The following is a 21,514-nucleotide window of genomic DNA, read 5'->3' as shown; positions in this document are numbered from 1 at the left end:
CATCCCAGGAATGAAACCCCTCTTCAGGCATGAGGGCGCTCAGTCGCCAGCAAGCCGCAGCGACGGATGCGCCTTCAGGTACGCGCCCATGACCTGCAGCAGCTCGGTGATGTCGCGCTGCACGGTGCCGAAGTCGGCGCTGCGCTCGCGGGTCTGCTCGTCCATGTAGATCGGGCGGCGGATCTCGATCTGCAGGCTGTGGCGGTTCAGGGCGGGCTGACCGATGCGGGCGATCAGGGCCACGCCCTTGTAGGGGTCGTTGCGGGCCACGGTGTAGCCCTTGGCGCGCAGATGCGCTTCAACCAGCGCCACAAAGCCGGGCTCGCAGGTGCTGCCGTCGCGGTCACCCAGCACAAAGTCGGCCAGCGGGCGGGGGCTTTTGATCTGCAGGCGCTCGTAGGCGTTGTTGGGCATGGAGTGCAGGTTCAGGTGCCAGAGGGCACCAAAGCGGGCCTGGTTCTGGGCCACCGCGTCCGACAGGGCGGCGTGGTAAGGCCGGTAGCAGCGGTCGATGCGTTGCTGCACCTCGGCCACCGACAGCGGGCCGTCATAGAGGGGCTGGCCTTTCACGCTGCGCCAGATCAGACCCGAGCCCAGGCGGGTTTTCTCGCCCGGCGACAGGGGGGTGGGCCAGGGGCCGTCGAGCAGGGCCGGGTCGATGTCGTCCAGGCTGCGGTTCAGGTCCAGATAGCTGCGCGGAAAGTGGGCTTCAAGCAAGGTGGCGCCCAAGGCGGGCGCCGCGCTCCAAAGGGCTTCGACATGGGTGTCCTCGGCGGCGCGCAATTCGAGCCGCGGCAGCACCGTCTTGAAATCAAGCGGGTAGTTGGTGCCGCTGTGGGGCGAGTCGCACACCAGGGGGATGCGCGGCGCGGTAGGCTCGTGCACGGTGAACAAGGGGGGCGTGTGCGGGCTCATTCGGCCTCCACTTTGGCCACCTTGGCCACTTCGAGGTAGCGCGCCACGGCCTGCTGGATCTGGCTCTGGAACTGCGCCGGGGTGGTGGGGATCAGGGTGGCGCCGGCCTCGTTCATCTTCTTGATGAAGTCGGGCTGCTGCATGGCCTGGTGGATGGCCTGGTTGAGCTTTTGCACCACCGGGGCCGGGGTGCCGGCAGGCGCCACCACCCCGAACCAACCACCGTTGCCCATCTGGGGAAAACCCAGCTCGCCATAGGTGGGCACGCCGGGCAGGGCCGGTGAGCGTTTGTCGGACAACACGACCAGCGCCCGCAAGCGCCCCGACTGGATGTGCGGCAAGGCGGAGGGCAGGTTGTCGGTGATGGCCTCGACCTGGCCCGCCACCGCATCGTTCAGCGCCATGCCCGAGCCTTTGTAGGGCACGTGCAGCAACTCGATCTTGGCCAGGCTGGAGAAGTACTCGACATTGGCGTGCCCCAGCGAGCCGGTGCCGGGCGAGGCGAAGGTGATCTTGCCGGGCGCCGTGCGGGCTGCGGCGATGAGATCCGCCAGGCTCTTGTAGGGGGTGCGGACATTCACGGCCAGCACGCTGGGCACCGTGGCCACATTGCTGATCGGCGCAAAGTCTTTCAGCGGGTCGTATTTGAGGCGGCTGCCATAGGCGGCCACGTTGGAGCCATGGGTGCTCATGGTGGCCATGCCCAGGGTGTAGCCGTCGGGGCGGGCCTTGGCCACCTGCTCCATGCCGAGCGAGCCACCGGCACCGGCGCGGTTGTCCACCACAATCGCCTGCCCCAGGGCCCGGCCCGCGAACTCGGCGATCAGGCGGGCCGCCAGATCGGTGGAGCCGCTGGGGGCAAAGGGCACGATCAGGCGGATCGGCTTGTCGGGGTAGTCGGCCCGGGCCAGGGCGGGGGCCAGCGTGGCCGAGCCGGCGAGGCCGAGCACGATGAGGCGGCGGGTGATGGATGCGACGTTCGGTACGACGGGGAAAGGTGCGACGGATTTCATGGCATTCGGGCTCAACTCGGCATTGGATGGGAGGTGACCAGTGTCCGGACAGACGCCCGCCGGCACCAACGACAATCCGGTCAGCGGTCATGCGCAACAGTCATACCCATCCCTTTCGCCCCGTGCTCACCATGCGACTGCATTCACCTTCGATGTCCGAACTCCACGCCTTCGCGGCCGCCGTGCGGCTGGGCAGCTTCTCCAAGGCTGCGGTCGAACTGTGTGTGACACAAAGCGCCATCAGCCGGGCGGTGGCGCGGCTGGAGTTTCACTACGGCAAGCCCCTGCTGTTGCGGCGTGCCAATGCGATTTCGCTGACCGCGGCCGGGCAGCAGTTGCTGGACGCGATCCGCGAACCGTTGGCCGCGATCGAGGCCGCCAGCGCTCGCTTGCGTGAAAGCCCCGCCGACCAGGCCCTGCATCTGTCGGTGGTGCCGACCCTGGCCAGCGTGTGGTTGATCCCGCGCCTGAAAACGTTTCAACAGCGACACCCCGAGGTGCACATCAACTTTGTGCCGTACCGCAAGGACGAGGACTTTTCAGGTGCCACACCGGATGCCGCCGTGCTGACCGGGCTGGGCCCCGGGCAATGGCCGCACTGGGATTGCGATTACCTGATCGGGCGCGAGGTGGTGCCGATCTGCCACCCAGCCCGCCTGGGACAACGGCAGGCTGCGGGCGCCTGGCTCACGCCGGGCGATCTGGCCGACGAACCCCTGCTCTACCACACGACCGCACCCGGCAATTGGGCGCAATGGCTACAGGCCGCCGGGGCGGCGGACCGCCCGCCACGGCTGAGCACGGCCTTCGACCAGGTGGCCATGCTGATCCAGGCCGTGATCGCGGACATGGGGGTGGCGCTGGTGCAGCGCTGTCTGGTCCAGAAGGAATTGGCCGCGGGGGCCGTGGCCGTGCCATTTGACCTGCCGATCACCCTGGCGCGGGGCTACTTTCTGTGTGCCCCCTCAGGGCAGCACCGCAAGCCGGCGTTGGCCGCCTTTCGGCGCTGGCTGCTGCAGACGGCCCAGGCCGACGTGGCCGCCCTGAACGCGGCCCACGGCGCGCGGCGACCGGAGGCCTGAAGCGTGCGGCCTCAGGCCGCCTCGCGGTAAGCCGCAAAACGGCCGGCGATCGGCAGTTCACGGGTGGCCAGGGGCTGCACCGCCTGGGCAATGGCACCGATGTGGTCCGGGGTGGTGCCGCAGCAGCCGCCCACGATGTTGACCAGGCCTTCGGCCGCAAACTCGTGGATCAGGCGGCTGGTGACGTCAGGGGTCTCGTCAAAGCCGGTGTCGCTCATGGGGTTGGGCAGGCCGGCGTTGGGATAGCAGCTGATGAAGGTGTCGGGGGCGACGCGGTTGAGCTCCTGGATGTAGGGGCGCATCAGCGTGGCGCCCAGCGCGCAGTTGAGGCCGATGGCCAGCGGCTGTGCATGACGCACGCTGTGCCAGAAAGCGGTCACGGTCTGGCCCGACAGGATGCGGCCCGAGGCGTCGGTGACCGTGCCACTGATCAGGATGGGCAGGCGCTGGCCACTGGCCTCGAAGTACTCGTCGACGGCGAACAGGGCGGCTTTGGCGTTCAGGGTGTCAAAGATGGTCTCGACCAGCAACACGTCGGCACCACCTTCGACCAGGGCCTGGGTCTGTTCGTAGTAGGCCGCGCGCAACTCCTCGAAATTGACGTTGCGGGCGCCGGGGTCGTTCACATCGGGGCTGATGCTGGCGGTTTTGGGCGTCGGGCCCAGGGCGCCGGCCACGAAGCGTGGCTTGTCGGGCGTGCTGTACTTGTCGCAGGCAGCGCGGGCCAGGCGGGCCGACACCAGATTCATCTCACGGGCCAGTGGCGCCATGTCGTAATCGGCCTGGGCGATGGTGGTGGCGCCGAAGGTGTTGGTCTCGATCAGGTCGGCCCCGGCGGCCAGGTAGCTTTCGTGGATGCTGCTGATGACGTCTGGCCGGGTCAGGCTGAGCAGCTCGTTGTTGCCCTTGACGTCCTTGTGGAAGGCACTGAAGCGGTCCCCCTGGTGCCCTGCACCGGTGTAACCAGCGCCGCGGTATTGCTCTTCGGTGAGCTTGAAGCGCTGGATCATGGTGCCCATGGCGCCATCGAGGATGACGATGCGTCGGGACAGGATTTCGGGCAGCGCCTGCGCGCGCGTGTAGACAACGGGTTTCATGCCGCCATTGTAGAAACTCGCTCGCTGCACGGTTTCGAGCCTGAGAACTACCCCCAAATGGGCTATCTATTTCTCTGTTACAAGACAGCACATTTTGCTAGACTGATCGGTTACTCGGTGCAGGATTGATGCGTTGAAACTCAAGTCTGCCCACGCCCCTGCAGACCAGCCTGCGCCCATCTCGGGCCCGCAGCTGCCTTCGACCCAAGGAATCGCATGGCCATCTGGCACAAGCAAGTCTGGAGCCCCATCGAAAGCGCGGTTGACAATGCCGACGTGGTTGCCTTGCATCGTCTGTGGCTGGGCCTGAGCGCCGCCCCCGGGCAACTTCCGACCTTGGCCGATCTGGCCCTGGACGGCCCCCTGTCCGCCTTTGCGGCACGCATGACCGTGTACCGCCCCCTGCCCGACGGCGACTACCTGGGCCATTTCTGCGGAGATGAGTTCCGCCACGACTCGCTGAGCGACCCCACCGGCCTGCGGCTGAGTCAGCAGGCGCCCGAGCTGGCCGACTTCCAGCGCTGCCATTTCGACGAGGTGGCGGCGCGTGGCCTGCCGCTGTACGTGGTTCATTTCGCTCACAGCAACCCCTGGGTGCTGACCTGGGAGCGCCTGGTGATGCCGGCGCAAGGCGACGACGGCCGGCCCTGGATCCTGGTCTTCAACCAGCCCATGGAGGCCCGCGCCAAGCTGCTGGAGACCGTGCTGAACTGTGCCAGCGAAGGCGTGGTGGCCTTGCGCCGCGTGCGCGGCGCTGGGCACGAAGGCACACCTTGGCTGGTGACGGTGGCCAACCTGCCGTTTGCAACGCTGGCGGGCAATGCCGAAGAGCCGCCTCAGGGGCGGCTGGCCCATGAGGTGTTTCCAAACTGGCACCGGCTGGACCTGGACGCCGATTGCCTGGCCGTGGTGCAGGCGCGCACCCCGCGCGAACGCGAGCTGGAACTCACCCAGGATGGCGCCAGTCGCTGGTTCAAGGTGTTCATCGGCCCACTGCTGGACGGCTGTGTGGTCCGCCTGACCGACGTCACCGCCATCAAGGACAAAGAACAGGTACTGCACGACAACGCCCGTCGCCTGCAGGCCGACAACGAACAGCTGCGCCAATTGGCCTGGCGCGATGGCCTGACCGGCCTGCTGAACCGGCGCGCACTGGATGTGATCCTGGAGCGCGAGGTGGCGCGCAGCCTGCGCCTGAGCGAACCCCTGGCCCTGGTGATGTGCGACATCGACCACTTCAAGGCGTTCAACGACTTCTATGGGCACCTGATCGGCGACGATTGCCTGCGCGAGGTGGGCCAGGTCCTCAGTGGGGTGATCCAGCGCGCCACCGACATGGTGGCCCGCTACGGCGGCGAGGAATTCACCCTGGTGCTGCCCAACACCGTGCTCAACGGCGGGCTGGATCTGGTGCAGCGCATCCAGCATGCGCTGCACGAGCGCGGGCTGCCCGACGCCACCTCGCCCGAAGGCAAGTTGCTCACACTGAGCTTTGGCGTGGCCGAGTTCGACCCGCGCCGCGATGCCACGGCCCATGCTTTTCTGGAGCGGGCCGACAGTGCGCTGTACCGTGCCAAGCACCAGGGGCGCAACCGGGTGGGCCTGGCCTACCCGCAGGGCATCCAGGTGCTGGAGAGCCAGCTCTCCCCCGCGGGCTGAGATAATCCCCGGCCACGGCCCTTGTCCGCCCTGATCGGCGACGCGGCTGCGCGCTGTCGTGCCGGCTCGTCCAGTCAGCCTTTGGCGGACGCAGGCACGCGCTGCCCGACGCTGAATCGCTGTTGAATACCGCTTTGCCTCCCACCCCACCCGAGTCCGCCTTGCCACACATTCCCGAGTCCTCTGCCCAGTCCGTGTTGCGTGAGGTGTTCGGCTACGAGCAGTTTCGCGGCCCCCAGAAGGCCATCATTGACCATGTGGTGGCCGGGGGCGATGCCCTGGTGCTGATGCCCACGGGCGGCGGCAAGTCGCTGTGCTACCAGGTGCCGGCCATCGTGCGCCAACGCGCGGGCCTGGGCATCACGGTGGTGGTGTCGCCGCTGATTGCCTTGATGCACGATCAGGTCGGGGCCTTGCATGAATCGGGGGTCGATGCGGCCTTCCTCAATTCGACCCTGTCGTACGACGAGGCCAGCGAGGTGGAGCGCCGGCTGCTGCGCGGCGAGATCACGCTGCTGTATGCGGCGCCCGAACGCATCACCACGCCGCGCTTCCTCTCCCAGCTCGACTCGCTGCACGAACGCGGCATGCTGAGCCTGTTTGCCATCGACGAAGCGCACTGCGTGAGCCAATGGGGCCATGACTTCAGGCCCGAGTACCGGGCCCTGACGGTGCTGCACGAACGCTATGCCGGCGTGCCGCGCATGGCCCTGACCGCCACGGCCGACGCCACCACCCGCGCCGACATCGTGGAACGCCTGCAACTGCAGGAGGCAGGCCAGTTCGTCAGCAGCTTCGACCGGCCCAACATCCGCTACACCATCGTCGAGAAAAAGGACGTGACGCAGCAGCTGCTGCGCTTCATCGAAAGCGAGCACACCACCCCCCAGGGCCATGATGCGGGCGTGGTGTACTGCCAGTCGCGCAAACGCGTCGAGGAGCTGGCCCAGACCCTGTGCGAGAACGGGCTCAACGCCCTGCCCTACCACGCCGGCCTGGACGCCGGCGTGCGCCAGCACCACCAGGACCGTTTCCTGCGCGAGGACGGCATCATCATGTGCGCCACCATCGCCTTCGGCATGGGCATCGACAAGCCCGACGTGCGATTTGTGGCCCACGTCGACATGCCCAAGAACATCGAGGGCTACTACCAGGAAACCGGCCGCGCCGGCCGCGATGGTGGGGCGGCCAACGCCTGGATGGCCTACGGTCTGCAGGACGTGGTGAACCAGCGCCGCATGATCGACGAAAGCCCGGCCAGCGAAGAATTCAAACAGGTGATGGTGGGCAAGCTCGATGCCCTGCTCGGCCTGGCCGAGGCCATCGACTGCCGGCGCGTGCGCCTGCTGAGCTACTTTGGCCAGCACAGCGAGGCCTGCGGCAACTGCGACAACTGCCTGACCCCGCCCGCCGTGTGGGATGGCACCGACGCGGCTCGCAAGTTGCTGTCCACCATCTACCGGGTGCAACAGGCCAGCGGCATCAGCTTTGGTGCCGGCCACATCATGGACATCCTGCGCGGCAAGAAGACCGAGAAAGTGACGCAGTACGGCCACGAGCAGATCAGCACCTTCGGCATCGGGGCTGAATTCTCAGAGCAGCAACTGCGTGGCGTGCTGCGCCAGTTGATCGCCATTGGTGCCCTGGCCGTGGATGCGCAGGCCTTCAACACCTTGCAGCTCACCGACTCAGCGCGGGCCGTGCTGCGTGGCGAGGTGCCGATCCGGCTGCGCGAAAGCACGGCGGCTGCGCCGCGCAGCCGGCGCACGCGCAACGGCACCGGCAGTGGCAGCGCGGCCAAGACAGCGATCGCCCTGGAAGGCGGCGCGCTGCGCCGCTTCGAGGCCCTGAAGGCCTGGCGCACCGAGGTGGCCCGCGAACACAATCTACCGGCCTACGTGATCTTTCACGACGCCACCCTGGCGGCCATTGCCGAGCGTTTTCCGTCCACGCCCGAAGACCTGCAGGGCATCAGCGGCATCGGAGCGCGCAAGCTCGAAGCCTACGGCGCCGAAGTGCTGCGCGTGTGCCAGCTGTGAGGCTGGGGGCACGTGAGAGGGTCAGGCCAAATCAGGTATTGACCCGGAAGATGCGGACAGCCCGCTGAAGCGTGTCGGCACGGCGCTCCAGGGTCTCGCTCGACACCGCCGAGGCACTGGCCAGCTCGGCATTGCGATGGGTCACGTCGTCGATCAGCTGCATGGCCTGGTCGATCTGCGTCACGCCGTGCAACTGCTCGCGCGCCGCCGTCTCAATGGACTGCAGCATGCCGCTGACACGCTGAACCGAACCCACCACGCCTTGGATGGTGCGGGCAGCCTCCTCGACCCGGAGCCCGCCGGTATCCACATCCGACACCGAGGCATCGATCAGACTGCGGATCTGGGTCGCTGCGTCGGTGCTGCGGCGGGCCAGCGCCCGCACCTCGGCCGCCACCACCGCAAAGCCCCGCCCCTGGTCACCGGCATGGGCCGCCTCGACCGCCGCATTGAGGGCCAGCAAATTGGTCTGAAAGGCCAATTGCTCCATCAACTCGATGATGTCGGTGATGCGCTTGGACGAGCCACGGATGCGTTCCATCGAACTCGACACCTCACCCGTCGCATGGCTGCCGGCATCGGCGTGCCGATGGGCATCGGCACTGAGTTGGGCCAGCTCGCTCACGGTGGAGGAGGTCTCGCTCAGCGAGGCGGTCATCTCGGTGACCGAGGCCACCGTTTCGGCCACGGCCTGGGCTTGCTGCTCGCTGCGGGCCGACAGATCCAGCGTGCCGTCGCGGATGGTGCGCGCCTCGGACACCATCTCGTCCACCTCGGCGCGCACATCGGTCACGATGGCGCGCATGTTCAGGTTCACCAGCCACAACTGGCGCTTGATCTGGCCAATCGGATTGGTCGGGTCGTAATCAAGCATGCCGTCCAGGTTGCAGGCCGCCAGATTGCCGGCCACATCCGCAGCCTCGGCCAGCGGCTTGGCCGTGCTGTGCAGGAACCAGGTCTGAAAGCCCCCCCAACCCAGTGCCGCGCCAAGGCCTTGCCAGAACAGCAGCGGCAACCCAAGGCCCGCGAGGCCATCGGCCACGGCCGAGCCACCCCACACAGCCAGGGCCAGGGCCGCTGCGGCAGCCAGGCCGGTGCGCTGCGACAGGGTCAGTCGGTAACGGCGCTTGGGCCAGTCGCGCCACCCCACGCCACGGATACCGCCGGCATGCAGGCGGAACGAGCGCCGCCCGCTGGCCTTTTCCTCGGCCATGGCCCGGTACAGTTGCTCGGCCTCGCGCACCTGTTCACGCGTGGGCTTGAGCCGCACCGACATGTAGCCGGCCGGCTTTCCGCCCTCCATCACCGGCGAGACATTGGCCTGCACCCAATAGAAATCACCGTTTTTGCAGCGGTTCTTGACGATGCCCGACCAGGGACGCCCCCGACCGATCGTGGACCACATGTCGGCATACGCCTCGGGCGGCATGTCCGGGTGCCGCACCAGGTTGTGCGGCTGCCCCAGCAGCTCGTCGTAGGAAAAGCCGCTGATCTGCACAAAGGCCCGGTTGCAATGGGTGATGCGCCCCTGGGTATCCGTGGTGGACACCAGTACCGCGCCGTCAGACATGACAACTTCGTTTGGGGTGATCGGTAAGTTGATCTTCATGAAATAGTCGGAAGCCCGACGAACGAAACATGCTAGCGTCTGATTGGATCGTGAACCTCGCCCAAAAAGCTTGACAAAAGTCATGATCGCTTCATCAGATCTCACAAGTGATTCAGATTTATCATTTCAGGACACCCCCATGTTGACACTGCAGGACATCCAACAAGCCGCCGCCCGGGTGAGCCCCCACGTTCTGGACACCCCTTTCGTCGAGTCGCGCACGCTGTCACAACTGACCGGAGCCCAGATCTTCCTGAAGTTCGAGAACCTGCAGTTCACGGCCTCTTTCAAGGAACGCGGCGCCTGCAACAAACTGGCCCAGCTCAGCGACGAGCAGCGCCAGCGGGGTGTGATCGCCATGAGCGCCGGCAACCACGCCCAGGGCGTGGCCTACCATGCGCAGCGCCTGGGGCTGCGCGCCGTGATCGTGATGCCGCGCTTCACCCCAGGGGTGAAGGTGGAACGCACACGGGGCTTCGGCGCCGAGGTGGTGCTGCACGGGGACACTCTGGACGAGGCCCGCCAGCATGCCCAGGCCCTGGCCGAGGCGCAGCAGCTCACTTTTGTGCATCCCTATGACGATGAAGCCATCATGGCCGGCCAGGGCACCGTGGCACTCGAAATGCTGCGCGTGGTGCCCGACCTGGACGCCCTGGTGATCGCCGTGGGCGGGGGTGGGCTGATGGCCGGCGTGGCCACGGTGGCGCGCGCGCTGCGCCCCCAGATCGAGCTGGTCGGGGTGCAGACCTCACGCTTTCCGGCCATGGTGAATGCCCTGCGCGGCACCCACCATCCGCAGGGCAGCAGCACGATTGCCGAGGGCATCGCCGTGGGCACCCCCGGCCTGCTCACCCGCGCCGTGCTGGCCGAGCGCATCGACGACCTGGTGCTGGTGGACGAGGGCGACATCGAGCAGGCGCTGGTCATGCTGCTGGAAATCGAGAAGACGCTGGTCGAAGGTGCCGGTGCCGCCAGCCTGGCGGCCATCCTGAAACAACCTGAACGCTACCGCGGCCGCAAGGTGGGCCTGGTGCTGTGCGGCGGCAACATCGACCCGCTGCTGCTGGCCGCCATCATTGAACGCGGACTGGTGCGCTCGGGTCGCCTGGCTCGCATCCGCGTGAGCGCGCGCGATGTGCCCGGCATGCTGGCACGCATCACGGCCATCGTGGCCGAATTGGGGGCCAACATCGAAGAGGTTCACCACCAGCGCGCCTTCACCAGCCTGGCGGCACAGAACGTCGAGATCGAACTGGTGGTGCAGACCCGCGGCCCGGACCACATCGATGCCCTGCTGGACCATTTGCACGACGCCGGACTGGAAGCCGTCCTGCAGGGTCATCACTGACAAGACGCCCCATCCCGGCCTGGGTAGAATGCAAGGCACAAACCCACCCACGAGGAGACACATGTCCAACCACCACGCCGCAGCCTCCACCGACGCGCCCCAGGATCCGGTCGAAGCGATTGTTCCCCTGATCCCCTTCGTGCTGCCCATTGTGGGCGGTCTGCTGATTTTCCTGCTGGCTTTCATTGCGGTGACCATGGCTTGAAGCCCCTCCCGCGCTGCATAAAAAACCGCCCATCGAGGCGGTTTTTTGAGGCCTGAACCACCACCCGGCCTCAAAAAACCACACATAACCTCATGCAATTTTTGCATGAACTTTCAAAGTAACTGCGAGACTTTCCGCGGCTGGCTTCATAAAATCGTCATCCCAGCCGACCCGCGGTGCCCGGAAGTCCTGTCCGTTCACCCCGAGACCCGCCCGCCGACTGAGCAGTCAAGCCGTTTTCTCAAAAGGTTCCGTGGCGCCCAGGGGGTCCATCGGCAGATCAGGCTCCCGCGAATGCTCATCGCCCTACGCGGAAAGCCCATCAGGCCCATCGAGCTCTTTTGAAAAGACGACTTTTCAACTTAGGAGCCTCCGATGAACTCACCCGTGATGCAGGGCCTGACCCTCAACACCCCTTCGTACGTCAAAAACGCCAAGCTGATCGCCTGGGTGGCTGACATGGTGGCCCTGTGCAAGCCTGCCAGCGTGGTGTGGTGCGACGGAAGTGACGAAGAGTACCAACGCCTGTGCCAGCAACTGGTGGATGCCGGCACCTTCAAGAAGCTCAACGCCGCCAAGCGCCCCAACAGCTTCCTGGCCTGCTCCGATCCGAGCGACGTGGCCCGCGTGGAAGACCGCACGTTCATCTGCTCCGACAAGAAGGAAGACGCCGGCCCGACCAACAACTGGAAGGCCCCGGCCGAAATGCGCGCCCTGCTGCAGCCGCTGTTTGACGGGTGCATGGCTGGCCGCACCATGTATGTGGTGCCCTTCAGCATGGGCCCGCTGGGCTCCAACATCGCCCACATCGGTGTTGAACTGACCGACAGCGCCTACGTGGCCGTGAACCAGAAGCTGATGACCCGCATGGGCAAGGCCGTGTACGACGTGCTGGGTGTGGATGGCGAGTTCGTGCCCTGCCTGCACACCGTGGGCGCCCCCCTGGCCGCCGGCGAGACCGACAAGACCAGCTGGCCTTGCAACCCCACCGTCAAGTACATCGTCCACTACCCGGAAACCCGCGAAATCTGGTCCTACGGTTCGGGCTACGGCGGCAACGCGCTGCTGGGCAAGAAGTGCCTGGCCCTGCGCATCGCCTCCAACATGGGCCGCGAGCAAGGCTGGCTGGCCGAGCACATGCTGATCCTGGGCGTGACCAACCCGCAAGGCAAAAAGTACCACGTGGCAGCCGCTTTCCCCAGCGCCTGCGGCAAGACCAACTTCTCGATGCTGGTGCCCCCGGCAGCGTTCGTCGGCTGGAAAGTCACCACCATCGGTGACGACATCGCCTGGATCAAGCCGCAGGCCGATGGCTCGCTGCGCGCCATCAACCCCGAAGCCGGTTACTTCGGCGTGGCCCCCGGCACCAACACGCTGACCAACCCCAATTGCATGGCCAGCCTGGACAAGGACGTGATCTTCACCAACGTGGCCCTGACCGATGACGGCGATGTGTGGTGGGAAGGCATGGAAAAGGACAGCGGCAGCACCCCGGCCCACCTGATCGACTGGCAAGGCAAGGACTGGACGCCCGCCATCGCCAAGGAAACCGGCGCCAAGGCCGCTCACCCGAACGCCCGTTTCACCGTGGCTGCCACCAACAACCCGGCGCTGGACAGCGCCTGGGATGATCCGGCCGGCGTGACCATCGATGCCTTCATCTTTGGTGGCCGCCGCTCGACCACCGTGCCGCTGGTGACCGAAGCCCGCAACTGGACCGAGGGCGTGTACATGGCCTCGACCATGGGCTCCGAAACCACGGCTGCGGCCTTCGGCCAGCAAGGCGTGGTGCGCCGCGACCCCTTCGCCATGCTGCCCTTCTGCGGCTACAACATGAGCGACTACTTCCAGCACTGGCTCAACACCGGTAACAAGATCACCGCCGCCGGTGGCAAGCAGCCCAAGATCTTCACCACCAACTGGTTCCGCAAGGGCGAAGACGGCAAATTCGTCTGGCCCGGCTATGGCGAGAACATGCGCGTGCTGAAGTGGATGATCGACCGCATCGAAGGCCAGGCCCAGGGCACCGACACCATGTTCGGCGTGGCCCCGACCTATGCTGAAATCAACTGGAACGGCCTGGACTTCTCCGAAGCCCAGTTCAACACCGTGACCAGCATCGACCGCGCCGCCTGGACTGACGAGCTCAAGCTGCACGCCACCCACTTCGAGCAATTGGCCTACCACCTGCCCCAAGCCCTGGTGGACACCAAGGCCGAACTCGAAAAGCGCCTGGCCGCCTGATTCAGGCCCACCGCGCACCGACCCTGAGTGGGTTGGACACCGCCGCCGCCCCGCCAGGGCTGGCGGCTTTTTTTTTGTTCAGCCGGTGGGTCAGACAAGAAAAAAGCCGTGGCCCTTGCGGGACACGGCTTGAAGCCTGTTCTATCTCAGCGGTTCACCGGGCGCAGGCCCGGCCCAGCCTCAGAAGTAGCCGCGCACGTCGCGGGCTGCGTCACGGCTCATGGCACGGCTGATGTCGGCCATCACGCGAGCATCCGTCAGGGCCAGGCTCCACAGCTTGCGGTCTTCCGCAGCTTCGCGACGGGCACGGCTCCACGAGGCCAGACCGGCGCGCAGACCCACCGACGCGCGGCGGATCGGGGTGGCCAGCAAGGCCAGGGCGGCAAAAGCCACGGTCCACAGACCGATCCAGGCGGCCAGCAGGTGGCCGTCCGACCAGGTGTCGATCACCTGATTGGCAGCGACCACCAGAGCGGCCACCACGGCGGCCAGCAGCAGCGTCGCCGTGCCACGTGGGCCGTCGAACTGGCGCGATGCATCACGCAGGGTTTCGGCGGCCTTCTCGGCACGGGCCACACCGGCGTGGTGGAAAGAATGGGGGGCGTGAACAAAGCTGGTCATGGTGTATTCCTTTCGCTGTCGGGACAGTTGCCCGAGTCATGGGCTCAATACTAGGGTTAACCCTAAACTTGTTCAAATTTATATTACTGATGATGATCATTCACATTGATGATGTTTCAAGGAAACCCCATGCACCAGGGCCGATTCAGAAACCTTGACCTCAATCTGCTGCGCGTCTTTGACGAGGTGATGGCCGAGCGCAGCCTGACCCGCGCCGCCCACAAGCTGGCCCTGACCCAGCCGGCCGTCAGCAACGCGCTGCGGCGCCTGCGGGACAGCCTGGGCGACGAACTGGTGCGGCGCCACGGGGCCGGTGTCGAGCCCACCCCGATGGCGCTGGCCTTGTGGCCCACCGTGCGCGAGGCGCTGCAGCGCCTGCAATCGGCCCTGGTGCCCGAAAACTTTGACCCGGCCGAGGCCAACACCACCTTTGTGCTGACCATGGCCGACGCCACGGCAGCCTCGCTGATCCCGGGCCTGGTGGACATCATCGAAGAAGAGGCGCCAGGGGTGTCGATCCGGGTCGTCCCCTTGTCCACCCGTGACCCGCGCCGGCTGCTGGACGAGGAGTCGGTGGACATGGCCATTGGCTACTTCCCGGCCGTGCTCGCCGACCTCACGGCGCGCAGCCAGGCGGGCGAAGCGGTGGCCTATGCCAACCAGCGCCTGTACGACGGCGAATACGTGTGCGTGATGCGGCGCGATCATCCCCTGGCCAGCGGCCCGCTCACCCTCAACCGCTACTGCGCCGCACGTCACCTGCTGGTCAGTTTTTCGGGTCGACCTTATGGCTTCATCGACGAAGCCCTCACCGCTGTGGGGCGCGAACGTCGCATCGTGCTCACGGTCAACCAGTTCTTCACGGCAGGGCGGGTGGTGGCCAACTCCAACTTGCTGACGGTGCTGCCGAGGCACTTCATCAACGTCACCGGCATTGCCGACCGCCTGGTCTGGCGCGAACTGCCCTTGAAAGTGCCCACGGTGCACGTGGATGCGCTATGGCACAAACGGCTTCACAACGGCCCCGGACACGACTGGCTGCGGCAAGCCATTGCGCGTGCGGCCCAGCGCAACCCCGGGGCCGCCTGAGGCACGGCACAGGCCCGCCGATGGGCAGGGTGAGGCATCGAACTTGCTTGGGGCTTGGCCAGGCCCTGACAGGAGACGCCATGACGGATACCCGCACCCAGCCCACCCCCCGCACGCACCAGTACGCGGTGACTCGCCGCCGCTTTGCCACCGCACTCGGGGCCAGCGCCTTGAGCCTGCCCGCCTGGGCCTCCTGGCCTGACAAGCCGATCCGCATCGTGGTGACGTTTCCGGCGGGCGGGGCCAGCGACATCGTGGCCCGTGTGGTGGCCGAGCAGTTGGCCCGCAAGCTGGGCCAGGCGGTGGTGGTGGACAACCGCCCAGGCGCTGGCGGCAGCGTGGGCGGGCAGGTGGTGCAACAGGCCGCCCCCGATGGCTACACGCTGATGCTGTCGAACTCGACCCCCATCTCGATCGGGCCTTTCGCCCTGGACAAGCAGCCCTATGACCCCGTGCAGGGCTTCACCCACATCGCCATGATCGGTACGGCACCGTGCGTGCTGATGGCCAACACGGCGGCCCCGATCCGCACCATCGCCGATCTGGAATCGGTGGCCCGCAAGAGCGGGCGACTGGATTTTGGCTCGGGTGGGCCGGCGTCGATCGGCCACATCTACGGCGAGTTGATGCGCAAGGCCATGGGCGTGAACCTGGTGCACGTGCCCTACCGCGGCGGGGCCCCCATGACCACCGACCTGATCTCGGGCGTGATCCCGATCGGCATCGACGTGCTGACCGCTTATGTGCCCTATTTCAAGAGTGGGCAACTGGTGCCCCTGGCGGTGACTTCAGCCAACCGCTCGCCCCTGGTCCCGGAAGTCCCCAGCGTGGTCGAGTTCGGCTATCGCAAGCTGGTGCTGGACAATTTCTTCGGCCTGAGCGGGCCGGCCAACCTGCCAGCCGAGGTGGTGACACGGCTCAACAGCGCATGCAACGAGGTGCTGATGCTGCCCGAGGTGAAACGCAAGATGCTGGAATTGGGCGTGACGGTGAACCCCGGGACACCCGCCACGTTTGCCGCCTACGTGAAAGACCAAGTCGGGGTACTGGCCCCGGTGGTGAAGGCCGCCGGTGCGCGCCTTTGAAGCCCGGAAAGAACGCCTGGGCGGCGTCGATCAGCGCAGCACGCGCAGGTAGGCGTGGGCGGCCTCGCGCAGTTCATGGGCCTGGCGCGGGTCGTGGCCGGCACGGGCGTCTGCGGATTCGAGCAGCGTGTTGGCAATGGCGGCACTGCCACGGTCGGCACGGCGGGCGGGCACCAGGGGATCCACCCGGGTGGCCAGGGTCAGGCTGCGGGCGATCAGGGCAAGAAACGGAGACATGAAAGAGGCGCCTTGTGAGCGCGTGATGAACAGGTCTCTAGAGTAAGGGTTAACCCGTATTTTTAACAGCCCCAGTCCATGCAGCTTTGGCATGAGGCCTGAGCGCACCCGGCATGGCTGCGCTGCCGCGACAATGCAGGCACCATGAAAGTACAGCTGTTGTCCGATCTGCACCTGGAAGTGCACCCCCAATTCACTCCCCTGCCCCATCCCGAGGCCGATGTGCTGGTGCTGGCGGGCGACATCGGCTCCTACCAGAGCGGCAGCCTGCTCAGCGACGACGACTTCGGTCTGGCACGGTTTGCGCCACGCAGCGCGGGCGGCCATTGGCCGGTGCCGGTGATCTTTGTGCCCGGCAACCACGAATACGACCAGCAGGACTTCGACCAGGCCCACGCCCGTCTGCGCGAATGCTGCGTGCGCCTGGGTCTGCACTGGCTGGAGCGCGAAAGCCTGGTGCTGCAAGGCGTGCGTTTTGTTGGCACCACCTTGTGGAGCGACTTTGACGCGCTGGCGATTCAGGCACAGGCCCCCACGACCCGGGCGCTGCAGATGCGCGACAAGGCGTTCCGGGCAGCCAATTTCTACCTGCGCAAAACCGGCGGCACCCGCTTGGGGGCCCCCTGGCTGGCTGAAGGCGTGCGCGAACAGGCGCTGCTTTGCCAGCAGTGGCTGCGCGACGCCCTGCACACCCCGCATGAGGGCCCCACGGTGGTGGTCACCCATTTCGCCCCCAGTCTGTTGAGCGCAGATCCGCGCTATGGGCTCACCCCAGGCACGGCGGGCTTCTGCAACGCGCTGGACGAGCTGCTGCCGCACGCCAACCTGTGGTTGCACGGTCACCTGCATGCCCCCAGCGACTATGTCAGCCAGGGTTGCCGGGTGGTGGCCAACCCGCTGGGCTATGCTCGCAAGAACGAGCAACTCCACTTTCAGCATCAGCATTGTGTGGAAGTACCGCGGCCGGCGCATTCACGGCCGGCTTGATGTCGATCAATTTCAGGCCATCGCCGGGCGCTATGCTGGAACCATCAACAAGGAGCACATTGCATGAAGATTCTTCTCGCCGTTGACGGCAGCGCCTATACCAAGAAGATGCTGGCCTACCTGAGCACCCATGAGGCCTTGATCTCGGGTTCGGTGGAATACACCGCCCTGACCGTGCAAGCGGCCCTGCCGCCGCGCGCTCGCGCCGCGCTGGGCAAGCCGATTGTCGACGAGTACTACGCCGATGAAGCGGCCAAGGTGCTGAACCCGGTGAGCAAGTTTCTGGGTCGCCACGGGATCGTGCCTCAGCAGATCAGCAAGGTGGGCGTGGCCGGCGAGGTGATTGCCAAGGTGGCCGAAACGGGCAAGTTCGATCTGGTGGTGATGGGCTCACATGGTCACAGTTCGCTGGGCAACCTGGTGATGGGCTCGGTCTCGACCCAGGTGCTGGCGCATTGCAAGGTGCCGGTGCTGCTGGTGCGTTGATGCAGTTTGTGGCAGGCCGATGCAGGCCCGCCACCTTGACGCGGAGGTGGCCCGAGCCTCACGCCGTGCGGATCTCGGGTGGCGTGGCCAGCCCTTCGAAACAGGTGCGCAACACCAGATCGACGATCTGGGCATTGCTGTACTGCGAACCCTGGCGCAAGAAGCTGACCACCGGGTCGCAGGCGCGGGCGTACAGGGTGTAAAGCACCACCAGGGGCGGCAAGGTGGGGTTGATCAGGCTCTGGGCCTGGGCTTCGGTGATCCAGGCACCCAGCTGGTCGCTGAGGGTGATCAGCCCGTTCATGTATTCAGCATTGCCCATCAAGACCTGACGCAACGTGGAGTTGCGGCTGGGCAGCGAGGGCATTTCATCGGCCAGTTGCAAGGACATGGCCCAACCCACCACCGACTTGAGCTTGTCGACCGGGGAAATCTCCGGCGGCACGATCTGCAAAAAATCCTGCGCCCGCTTGATCACATGCACCATGGCGGCAGCCGCCAGTTGCTCTTTGCCAGGAAAATGCTTGTACAGGCTGGCCTTGGCAATGCCCACCGCGGCGGCGACTTCGTCGACCGTCATGGCGTCATAACCCTTTTCGCCCAACAGGCGAATGACGGTCTGCACAATGGCCTCTTCGCGCACCTGGTGCATCTGGGCTTTGAAGGAAACGCGGGCGGGGGTGGTGGTGTTCACGGTTCGATTTTAAACAAAGCCGGCTGAATCACGACTGGACGGCCTAAAAAGCCTGTGTCGACGGCAGGTACAAACAGGGTCGCACGCCTCAACGAGCGGCCACCCAACTCACACCAAGGCCTGTGCAGCGGCCGAGGTGAGGGCCGAGCTGAGCGCGTCCAGCACCTCGGATTCGAGGTTCCAGCAATGCCAGTACAGCTGGATGCTCAGGCTGTGCGCCGGCACCAGATTGACCAGCCGCCCCTGCGCCAGGGGCTCACGCGCCAGCAACTCGGGCACCACGCTGGCCCCCCAGCCCGCCAGCACGGCCCGCAACTGGCCCTCAGAGCTGGGCACGAAGAGTTGGCTCAAGGTGACGCGCTTGAGCCCGAAACACTGGCTGACGAACTCGGTCTGCATGTCGTCCTTGCGGTTGAAGGCCACAAAGGGAATGTCACGGAAATTGTGCGGCGACAAGCCCTCGGGCAGCCGCTGTTGCGCCAGTTCGGGCGCCGCCACGGCCACATAGCGCATGGCGCCAAGGGGCACCACCTTGCAACCGCGCAAGGCCTGCTTGAGGGTGGTGACACAGCCCAGCACCTGGCCCGAACGCAGCCACTCATCGGTGAAATCCTGGTCGTCGGTGATGATTTCAAGCGGCAGGCCTTGGCACACCAGGCCATCGAGTGCCGGCAAAGCCCAGCTGGCGATGCTGTCGGCATTGATGGCGATCGAAATGCGTTCGTCTTCCCGGGCGCGCTTGCTGCCGCCCGGGGTCAGCTCGCGCAGGTCGCGGTCCAGGTCGACGCGCAGCAGGCGCATCTGCTTGGTGTGCTTGAGCAGCAGTTGCCCGGCGGGCGTGGCCTTGAGCGGACGGCTGCGCACGATCAGCACCGTGCCGGCCTGGGCCTCCAGGGCGCGCAGGCGCTGCGATACCGCCGATTGGGTGATGCTCAGGCGCTGGGCGGCGCGCTCGAAACCGCCCTCTTCGACGATGGCCGCCAGGCATTCAAGGGCGTGGGGATCAAAGGTGTTCATGGGTCCGGGGCAAGGTGATGTCAGGGCAGGACTGAATATTAGCAAGACTGATGAAACTGCCAAGAGTTTAATTTTGCTTTTCAAGCAGCTACCGCCTGTCGCACACTGCAACGCATGAAAATCATCGTCCTCGGCGCCGGCATCATCGGCATCAGCACCGCCTGGCATTTGCGAGAGCGGGGTCACGAAGTCACGGTCATCGAGCGCCAGCCGGCGGCGTCGCTGGAGACCACATTCGCCAACGCGGGCCAGATCTCGGTCAGCTACTGCGAGCCCTGGGCCAACGCCGAGGCACCGCTGAAGGTGCTGAAGTGGATGACCAAGCCCGATGCACCGCTGCTGTTCCGCCCGCAGTGGCCGGTGGGCGAAGGCCTGCAGCAGTGGCTGTGGGGTCTGCGCTTCCTGGGCCAGTGCAACGACGCCGCCTTCGAGCGCAACGTCAGCCAGTTGGTGGCCCTGGGTGCCTACAGCCACGCCGCGCTGAAGGACATCGTGAACGCCACCGGCATCGAATACCACCGGCTGGAGCGCGGCATCGCGCATTACTACACCGACACAGCCTCGTTCGACACCGCTGGGGCGGCCGCCGAACTGATGCGCCGCCATGGCGTGTCGCGCCGTGTGGTCAGCCGCGACGAACTGCTCAAGATCGAGCCCGCCTTCAAGCCCTTTGCCCACCGCATCGTGGGCGGCACCTTCACCGACACCGACGAGAGCGGGGACGCGCGCCTGTTCACCCAGGGCCTGGCCCGCCTGTGCGAACAGCGTGGCGTGGAATTCATGTACGGCCACGCCGTGCAACAGCTGGACGTGGCGAACAACCGGGCCCGCGCCGTGCGCGTGACCCCGGTGGACGAACAGGCTCGTGCCAGTGGCCCGGCCCGCGAGCTGAAGGCCGACGCCATCGTGGTGGCGACCGGCTCGTACACGGCACCGATGCTGCGCCAGGTCGGCGTGCGCCTGCCCATCTACCCGGGCAAGGGCTACAGCGCCACCTTCAAGATCCTCAAGCCCGAGGCAGCCCCTTGGGTCTCGGCCATCGATGACGAACTCAAGGTGGCCATGAGCCGCCTGGGCGACGAACTGCGCGTGGCCGGCACCATTGAGGTGGGCGGCTACGACCTGGACTTGAACGGTTCGATCGCCCGCGCCCGCTGCGAGATGTTGGCGCGCCGCATCGAAATGGTGATGCCCGGCGTGTGCGACACCCGCCTGGAGCACGAAGGCGGTCAGCCCAATTTCTGGTGCGGCCTGCGCCCCGCCACGCCGACCAACATCCCCTTCATTGGCCAGACCCGGATCCCGGGCCTGTGGGTGAATGCCGGCCACGGCACCCTGGGCTGGACCCATGGCGCCGGCTCGGGCAAGGCCCTGGCCGAGCTGATCAACGGCGAGGTGCCCCGCATTGCCGACCGCTTCGGCTTTCTGGGTTCGGCCGCGCCGCGTGCACCCAAGCCCGCCCTGGCCTGAGCTAGGCGCAGGCCACAGGGATCAGGCATGGGCCCGGTGACGCTCTATCATCCGGGCCCATGAGCACCTCGCAACGCCACACCCTGTTCCTCACCACCTCCAGCCGCGAGCCCGGCCACCCGGGCAACAGCGAATGGCTGGCCCGGCAGGCCGCCGCCGCCCTGCCGCCCGACACCGCCCAGACCTGGCTGGCCCTGGCTCACCTGGATCTGCCCCCATTTGTGGACCTGCGCCACACCGTGGGCCAGTACCCGGCCCCTGTCGGGGACCTGAAAACCCTGTTGGACGCCACGCTGGCCGCCACCGACATCGTGTTTGTCAGCCCGGTGTACTGGTTCAGCATTCCGGCCCCGCTGAAAACCTACCTGGACCATTGGAGCGGCTGGCTGCGCGTGCCGGGCCTGGGCTTCAAGGAGCAGATGGCGGGCAAAACCCTGCGCGTGATCAGCACCAGCGGCGACCGGGCCAAGGCCCAGCCCATGTTCGACTCGCTGCGCCTGTGCGCGCAGTTCCTGGCCATGAACTGGGGCGGCGAACTGTGGGGCAAAGGGGGCGCACCTGGCGCTGTGCAGGCCGATACAGCCGCCGTGGCCCAGGCGGCCAACTTTCTCCTCTGA

Annotated in this window: 20 protein-coding genes; 12 read left to right on the top strand and 8 right to left on the bottom strand. The window is 66.2% G+C overall.

Translation table 11 applies throughout. The features are described 5' to 3' along the window. Positions 1 to 39 precede the first annotated feature (39 nt). Positions 40 to 915: an N-formylglutamate amidohydrolase gene (locus tag AC07PT_RS04620; RefSeq protein ID WP_494655917.1), complete on the bottom strand. Its 876-nt coding sequence runs from the start codon at positions 913 to 915 to the stop codon at positions 40 to 42. Beyond that, complete coding sequence (locus AC07PT_RS04615) at positions 912 to 1,928, bottom strand: Bug family tripartite tricarboxylate transporter substrate binding protein (protein ID WP_492349545.1); 1,017 nt, start codon at positions 1,926 to 1,928, stop codon at positions 912 to 914. Before AC07PT_RS04615 ends, AC07PT_RS04620 begins: the two co-directional genes overlap by 4 nt. 152 nt (positions 1,929 to 2,080) lie before the next feature. On the opposite strand from AC07PT_RS04615, the gene AC07PT_RS04610 reads away from it, so the two are divergent. Then, positions 2,081 to 3,010 carry a LysR substrate-binding domain-containing protein gene (locus tag AC07PT_RS04610; protein WP_494655916.1) on the top strand — a complete coding sequence of 310 codons (930 nt, stop codon included), beginning with the start codon at positions 2,081 to 2,083 and terminating at the stop codon, positions 3,008 to 3,010. Between the two features lie 11 nt (positions 3,011 to 3,021). Here AC07PT_RS04610 and AC07PT_RS04605 read toward each other — a convergent pair whose 3' ends face one another. Further along, entirely contained in the window at positions 3,022 to 4,107 is a 1,086-nt protein-coding gene (locus tag AC07PT_RS04605; protein ID WP_494655915.1) for a homocysteine S-methyltransferase family protein, read from the bottom strand. 216 nt (positions 4,108 to 4,323) lie between these two features. On the opposite strand from AC07PT_RS04605, the gene AC07PT_RS04600 reads away from it, so the two are divergent. Both AC07PT_RS04600 and recQ read left to right on the top strand, forming a co-directional pair. After that, entirely contained in the window at positions 4,324 to 5,766 is a 1,443-nt protein-coding gene (locus tag AC07PT_RS04600; RefSeq protein WP_492349542.1) for a GGDEF domain-containing protein, read from the top strand. A 161-nt stretch (positions 5,767 to 5,927) separates the two neighbouring features. Next, positions 5,928 to 7,805, top strand: a complete 1,878-nt coding sequence (recQ, locus tag AC07PT_RS04595) for a DNA helicase RecQ (RefSeq protein WP_494655914.1) — start codon at positions 5,928 to 5,930, stop codon at positions 7,803 to 7,805. A gap of 31 nt (positions 7,806 to 7,836) precedes the next feature. Here recQ and AC07PT_RS04590 read toward each other — a convergent pair whose 3' ends face one another. After that, complete coding sequence (locus tag AC07PT_RS04590) at positions 7,837 to 9,375, bottom strand: methyl-accepting chemotaxis protein (protein ID WP_494655913.1); 1,539 nt, start codon at positions 9,373 to 9,375, stop codon at positions 7,837 to 7,839. 178 nt (positions 9,376 to 9,553) lie between these two features. Here AC07PT_RS04590 and AC07PT_RS04585 point away from each other — a divergent pair, with 178 nt between their 5' ends. The 3 genes from AC07PT_RS04585 (at position 9,554) to AC07PT_RS04575 (ending at position 13,211) form a co-directional block, all read left to right on the top strand. After that, the gene (locus AC07PT_RS04585; RefSeq protein WP_492349539.1) at positions 9,554 to 10,762 is read left to right on the top strand and encodes a threonine ammonia-lyase; all 1,209 of its coding nucleotides are present in this window, start codon (positions 9,554 to 9,556) and stop codon (positions 10,760 to 10,762) included. A 61-nt stretch (positions 10,763 to 10,823) separates the two neighbouring features. Continuing rightward, positions 10,824 to 10,967 carry a hypothetical protein gene (locus AC07PT_RS04580; protein ID WP_492349538.1) on the top strand — a complete coding sequence of 48 codons (144 nt, stop codon included), beginning with the start codon at positions 10,824 to 10,826 and terminating at the stop codon, positions 10,965 to 10,967. A gap of 375 nt (positions 10,968 to 11,342) precedes the next feature. Then, positions 11,343 to 13,211 carry a phosphoenolpyruvate carboxykinase (GTP) gene (locus tag AC07PT_RS04575; RefSeq protein WP_494655912.1) on the top strand — a complete coding sequence of 623 codons (1,869 nt, stop codon included), beginning with the start codon at positions 11,343 to 11,345 and terminating at the stop codon, positions 13,209 to 13,211. A 180-nt stretch (positions 13,212 to 13,391) separates the two neighbouring features. On the opposite strand, the gene AC07PT_RS04570 is transcribed toward AC07PT_RS04575, so the two are convergent. Continuing rightward, the gene (locus AC07PT_RS04570) at positions 13,392 to 13,832 is read right to left on the bottom strand and encodes a hypothetical protein (protein WP_494655911.1); all 441 of its coding nucleotides are present in this window, start codon (positions 13,830 to 13,832) and stop codon (positions 13,392 to 13,394) included. Positions 13,833 to 13,961: 129 nt separating this feature from the next. On the opposite strand from AC07PT_RS04570, the gene AC07PT_RS04565 reads away from it, so the two are divergent. Together AC07PT_RS04565 and AC07PT_RS04560 are read left to right on the top strand one after the other, a co-directional pair. Next, the gene (locus AC07PT_RS04565; RefSeq protein WP_492349535.1) at positions 13,962 to 14,921 is read left to right on the top strand and encodes a LysR family transcriptional regulator; all 960 of its coding nucleotides are present in this window, start codon (positions 13,962 to 13,964) and stop codon (positions 14,919 to 14,921) included. An 80-nt stretch (positions 14,922 to 15,001) separates the two neighbouring features. After that, the gene (locus tag AC07PT_RS04560; protein WP_492349534.1) at positions 15,002 to 16,006 is read left to right on the top strand and encodes a Bug family tripartite tricarboxylate transporter substrate binding protein; all 1,005 of its coding nucleotides are present in this window, start codon (positions 15,002 to 15,004) and stop codon (positions 16,004 to 16,006) included. A gap of 30 nt (positions 16,007 to 16,036) precedes the next feature. Here the strand turns inward: AC07PT_RS04560 and AC07PT_RS04555 are convergent, their stop codons facing one another. Then, complete coding sequence (locus AC07PT_RS04555; protein ID WP_492349533.1) at positions 16,037 to 16,243, bottom strand: hypothetical protein; 207 nt, start codon at positions 16,241 to 16,243, stop codon at positions 16,037 to 16,039. Between the two features lie 144 nt (positions 16,244 to 16,387). Between AC07PT_RS04555 and AC07PT_RS04550 the strand changes: the two genes are divergently transcribed. Both AC07PT_RS04550 and AC07PT_RS04545 read left to right on the top strand, forming a co-directional pair. Next, positions 16,388 to 17,230, top strand: coding sequence for a metallophosphoesterase (locus AC07PT_RS04550; RefSeq protein ID WP_494655910.1), 843 nt, complete (start codon positions 16,388 to 16,390; stop codon positions 17,228 to 17,230). A gap of 63 nt (positions 17,231 to 17,293) precedes the next feature. Continuing rightward, entirely contained in the window at positions 17,294 to 17,716 is a 423-nt protein-coding gene (locus AC07PT_RS04545; protein WP_492349531.1) for a universal stress protein, read from the top strand. Between the two features lie 58 nt (positions 17,717 to 17,774). Here the strand turns inward: AC07PT_RS04545 and AC07PT_RS04540 are convergent, their stop codons facing one another. Together AC07PT_RS04540 and AC07PT_RS04535 are read right to left on the bottom strand one after the other, a co-directional pair. Then, on the bottom strand, positions 17,775 to 18,410 hold the full coding sequence (locus tag AC07PT_RS04540) for a TetR/AcrR family transcriptional regulator (protein WP_027474933.1): 636 nt from the start codon (positions 18,408 to 18,410) through the stop codon (positions 17,775 to 17,777). 108 nt (positions 18,411 to 18,518) lie between these two features. After that, entirely contained in the window at positions 18,519 to 19,427 is a 909-nt protein-coding gene (locus AC07PT_RS04535; protein ID WP_494655909.1) for a LysR family transcriptional regulator ArgP, read from the bottom strand. A gap of 114 nt (positions 19,428 to 19,541) precedes the next feature. Here AC07PT_RS04535 and AC07PT_RS04530 point away from each other — a divergent pair, with 114 nt between their 5' ends. Next, on the top strand, positions 19,542 to 20,897 hold the full coding sequence (locus tag AC07PT_RS04530) for a D-amino acid dehydrogenase (protein ID WP_494655908.1): 1,356 nt from the start codon (positions 19,542 to 19,544) through the stop codon (positions 20,895 to 20,897). 59 nt (positions 20,898 to 20,956) lie between these two features. Then, entirely contained in the window at positions 20,957 to 21,514 is a 558-nt protein-coding gene (locus AC07PT_RS04525; protein ID WP_494655907.1) for a flavodoxin family protein, read from the top strand.

This window comes from Curvibacter sp. GW821-FHT09D12 (assembly GCF_059416245.1).
The sequence above is the reverse complement of the archived record's forward strand: the minus strand, read 5'-3'. Positions and strand labels throughout refer to the sequence as shown.

What these genes read in the sequence shown, in the direction of transcription:
- AC07PT_RS04615 (WP_492349545.1), bottom strand. Translation starts at nt 1,928, where the DNA reads ATGAAATCCGTCGCACCTTTCCCCGTCGTACCGAACGTCGCATCCATC.
- AC07PT_RS04585 (WP_492349539.1), top strand. Translation starts at nt 9,554, where the DNA reads ATGTTGACACTGCAGGACATCCAACAAGCCGCCGCCCGGGTGAGCCCC.
- AC07PT_RS04535 (WP_494655909.1), bottom strand. Translation starts at nt 19,427, where the DNA reads ATGAACACCTTTGATCCCCACGCCCTTGAATGCCTGGCGGCCATCGTC.
- AC07PT_RS04605 (WP_494655915.1), bottom strand. Translation starts at nt 4,107, where the DNA reads ATGAAACCCGTTGTCTACACGCGCGCGCAGGCGCTGCCCGAAATCCTG.
- AC07PT_RS04530 (WP_494655908.1), top strand. Translation starts at nt 19,542, where the DNA reads ATGAAAATCATCGTCCTCGGCGCCGGCATCATCGGCATCAGCACCGCC.
- AC07PT_RS04555 (WP_492349533.1), bottom strand. Translation starts at nt 16,243, where the DNA reads ATGTCTCCGTTTCTTGCCCTGATCGCCCGCAGCCTGACCCTGGCCACC.
- AC07PT_RS04590 (WP_494655913.1), bottom strand. Translation starts at nt 9,375, where the DNA reads ATGTCTGACGGCGCGGTACTGGTGTCCACCACGGATACCCAGGGGCGC.
- AC07PT_RS04580 (WP_492349538.1), top strand. Translation starts at nt 10,824, where the DNA reads ATGTCCAACCACCACGCCGCAGCCTCCACCGACGCGCCCCAGGATCCG.
- AC07PT_RS04570 (WP_494655911.1), bottom strand. Translation starts at nt 13,832, where the DNA reads ATGACCAGCTTTGTTCACGCCCCCCATTCTTTCCACCACGCCGGTGTG.
- AC07PT_RS04525 (WP_494655907.1), top strand. Translation starts at nt 20,957, where the DNA reads ATGAGCACCTCGCAACGCCACACCCTGTTCCTCACCACCTCCAGCCGC.
- AC07PT_RS04610 (WP_494655916.1), top strand. Translation starts at nt 2,081, where the DNA reads ATGTCCGAACTCCACGCCTTCGCGGCCGCCGTGCGGCTGGGCAGCTTC.
- AC07PT_RS04600 (WP_492349542.1), top strand. Translation starts at nt 4,324, where the DNA reads ATGGCCATCTGGCACAAGCAAGTCTGGAGCCCCATCGAAAGCGCGGTT.
- AC07PT_RS04620 (WP_494655917.1), bottom strand. Translation starts at nt 915, where the DNA reads ATGAGCCCGCACACGCCCCCCTTGTTCACCGTGCACGAGCCTACCGCG.
- AC07PT_RS04565 (WP_492349535.1), top strand. Translation starts at nt 13,962, where the DNA reads ATGCACCAGGGCCGATTCAGAAACCTTGACCTCAATCTGCTGCGCGTC.
- AC07PT_RS04550 (WP_494655910.1), top strand. Translation starts at nt 16,388, where the DNA reads ATGAAAGTACAGCTGTTGTCCGATCTGCACCTGGAAGTGCACCCCCAA.
- AC07PT_RS04575 (WP_494655912.1), top strand. Translation starts at nt 11,343, where the DNA reads ATGAACTCACCCGTGATGCAGGGCCTGACCCTCAACACCCCTTCGTAC.
- AC07PT_RS04545 (WP_492349531.1), top strand. Translation starts at nt 17,294, where the DNA reads ATGAAGATTCTTCTCGCCGTTGACGGCAGCGCCTATACCAAGAAGATG.
- AC07PT_RS04560 (WP_492349534.1), top strand. Translation starts at nt 15,002, where the DNA reads ATGACGGATACCCGCACCCAGCCCACCCCCCGCACGCACCAGTACGCG.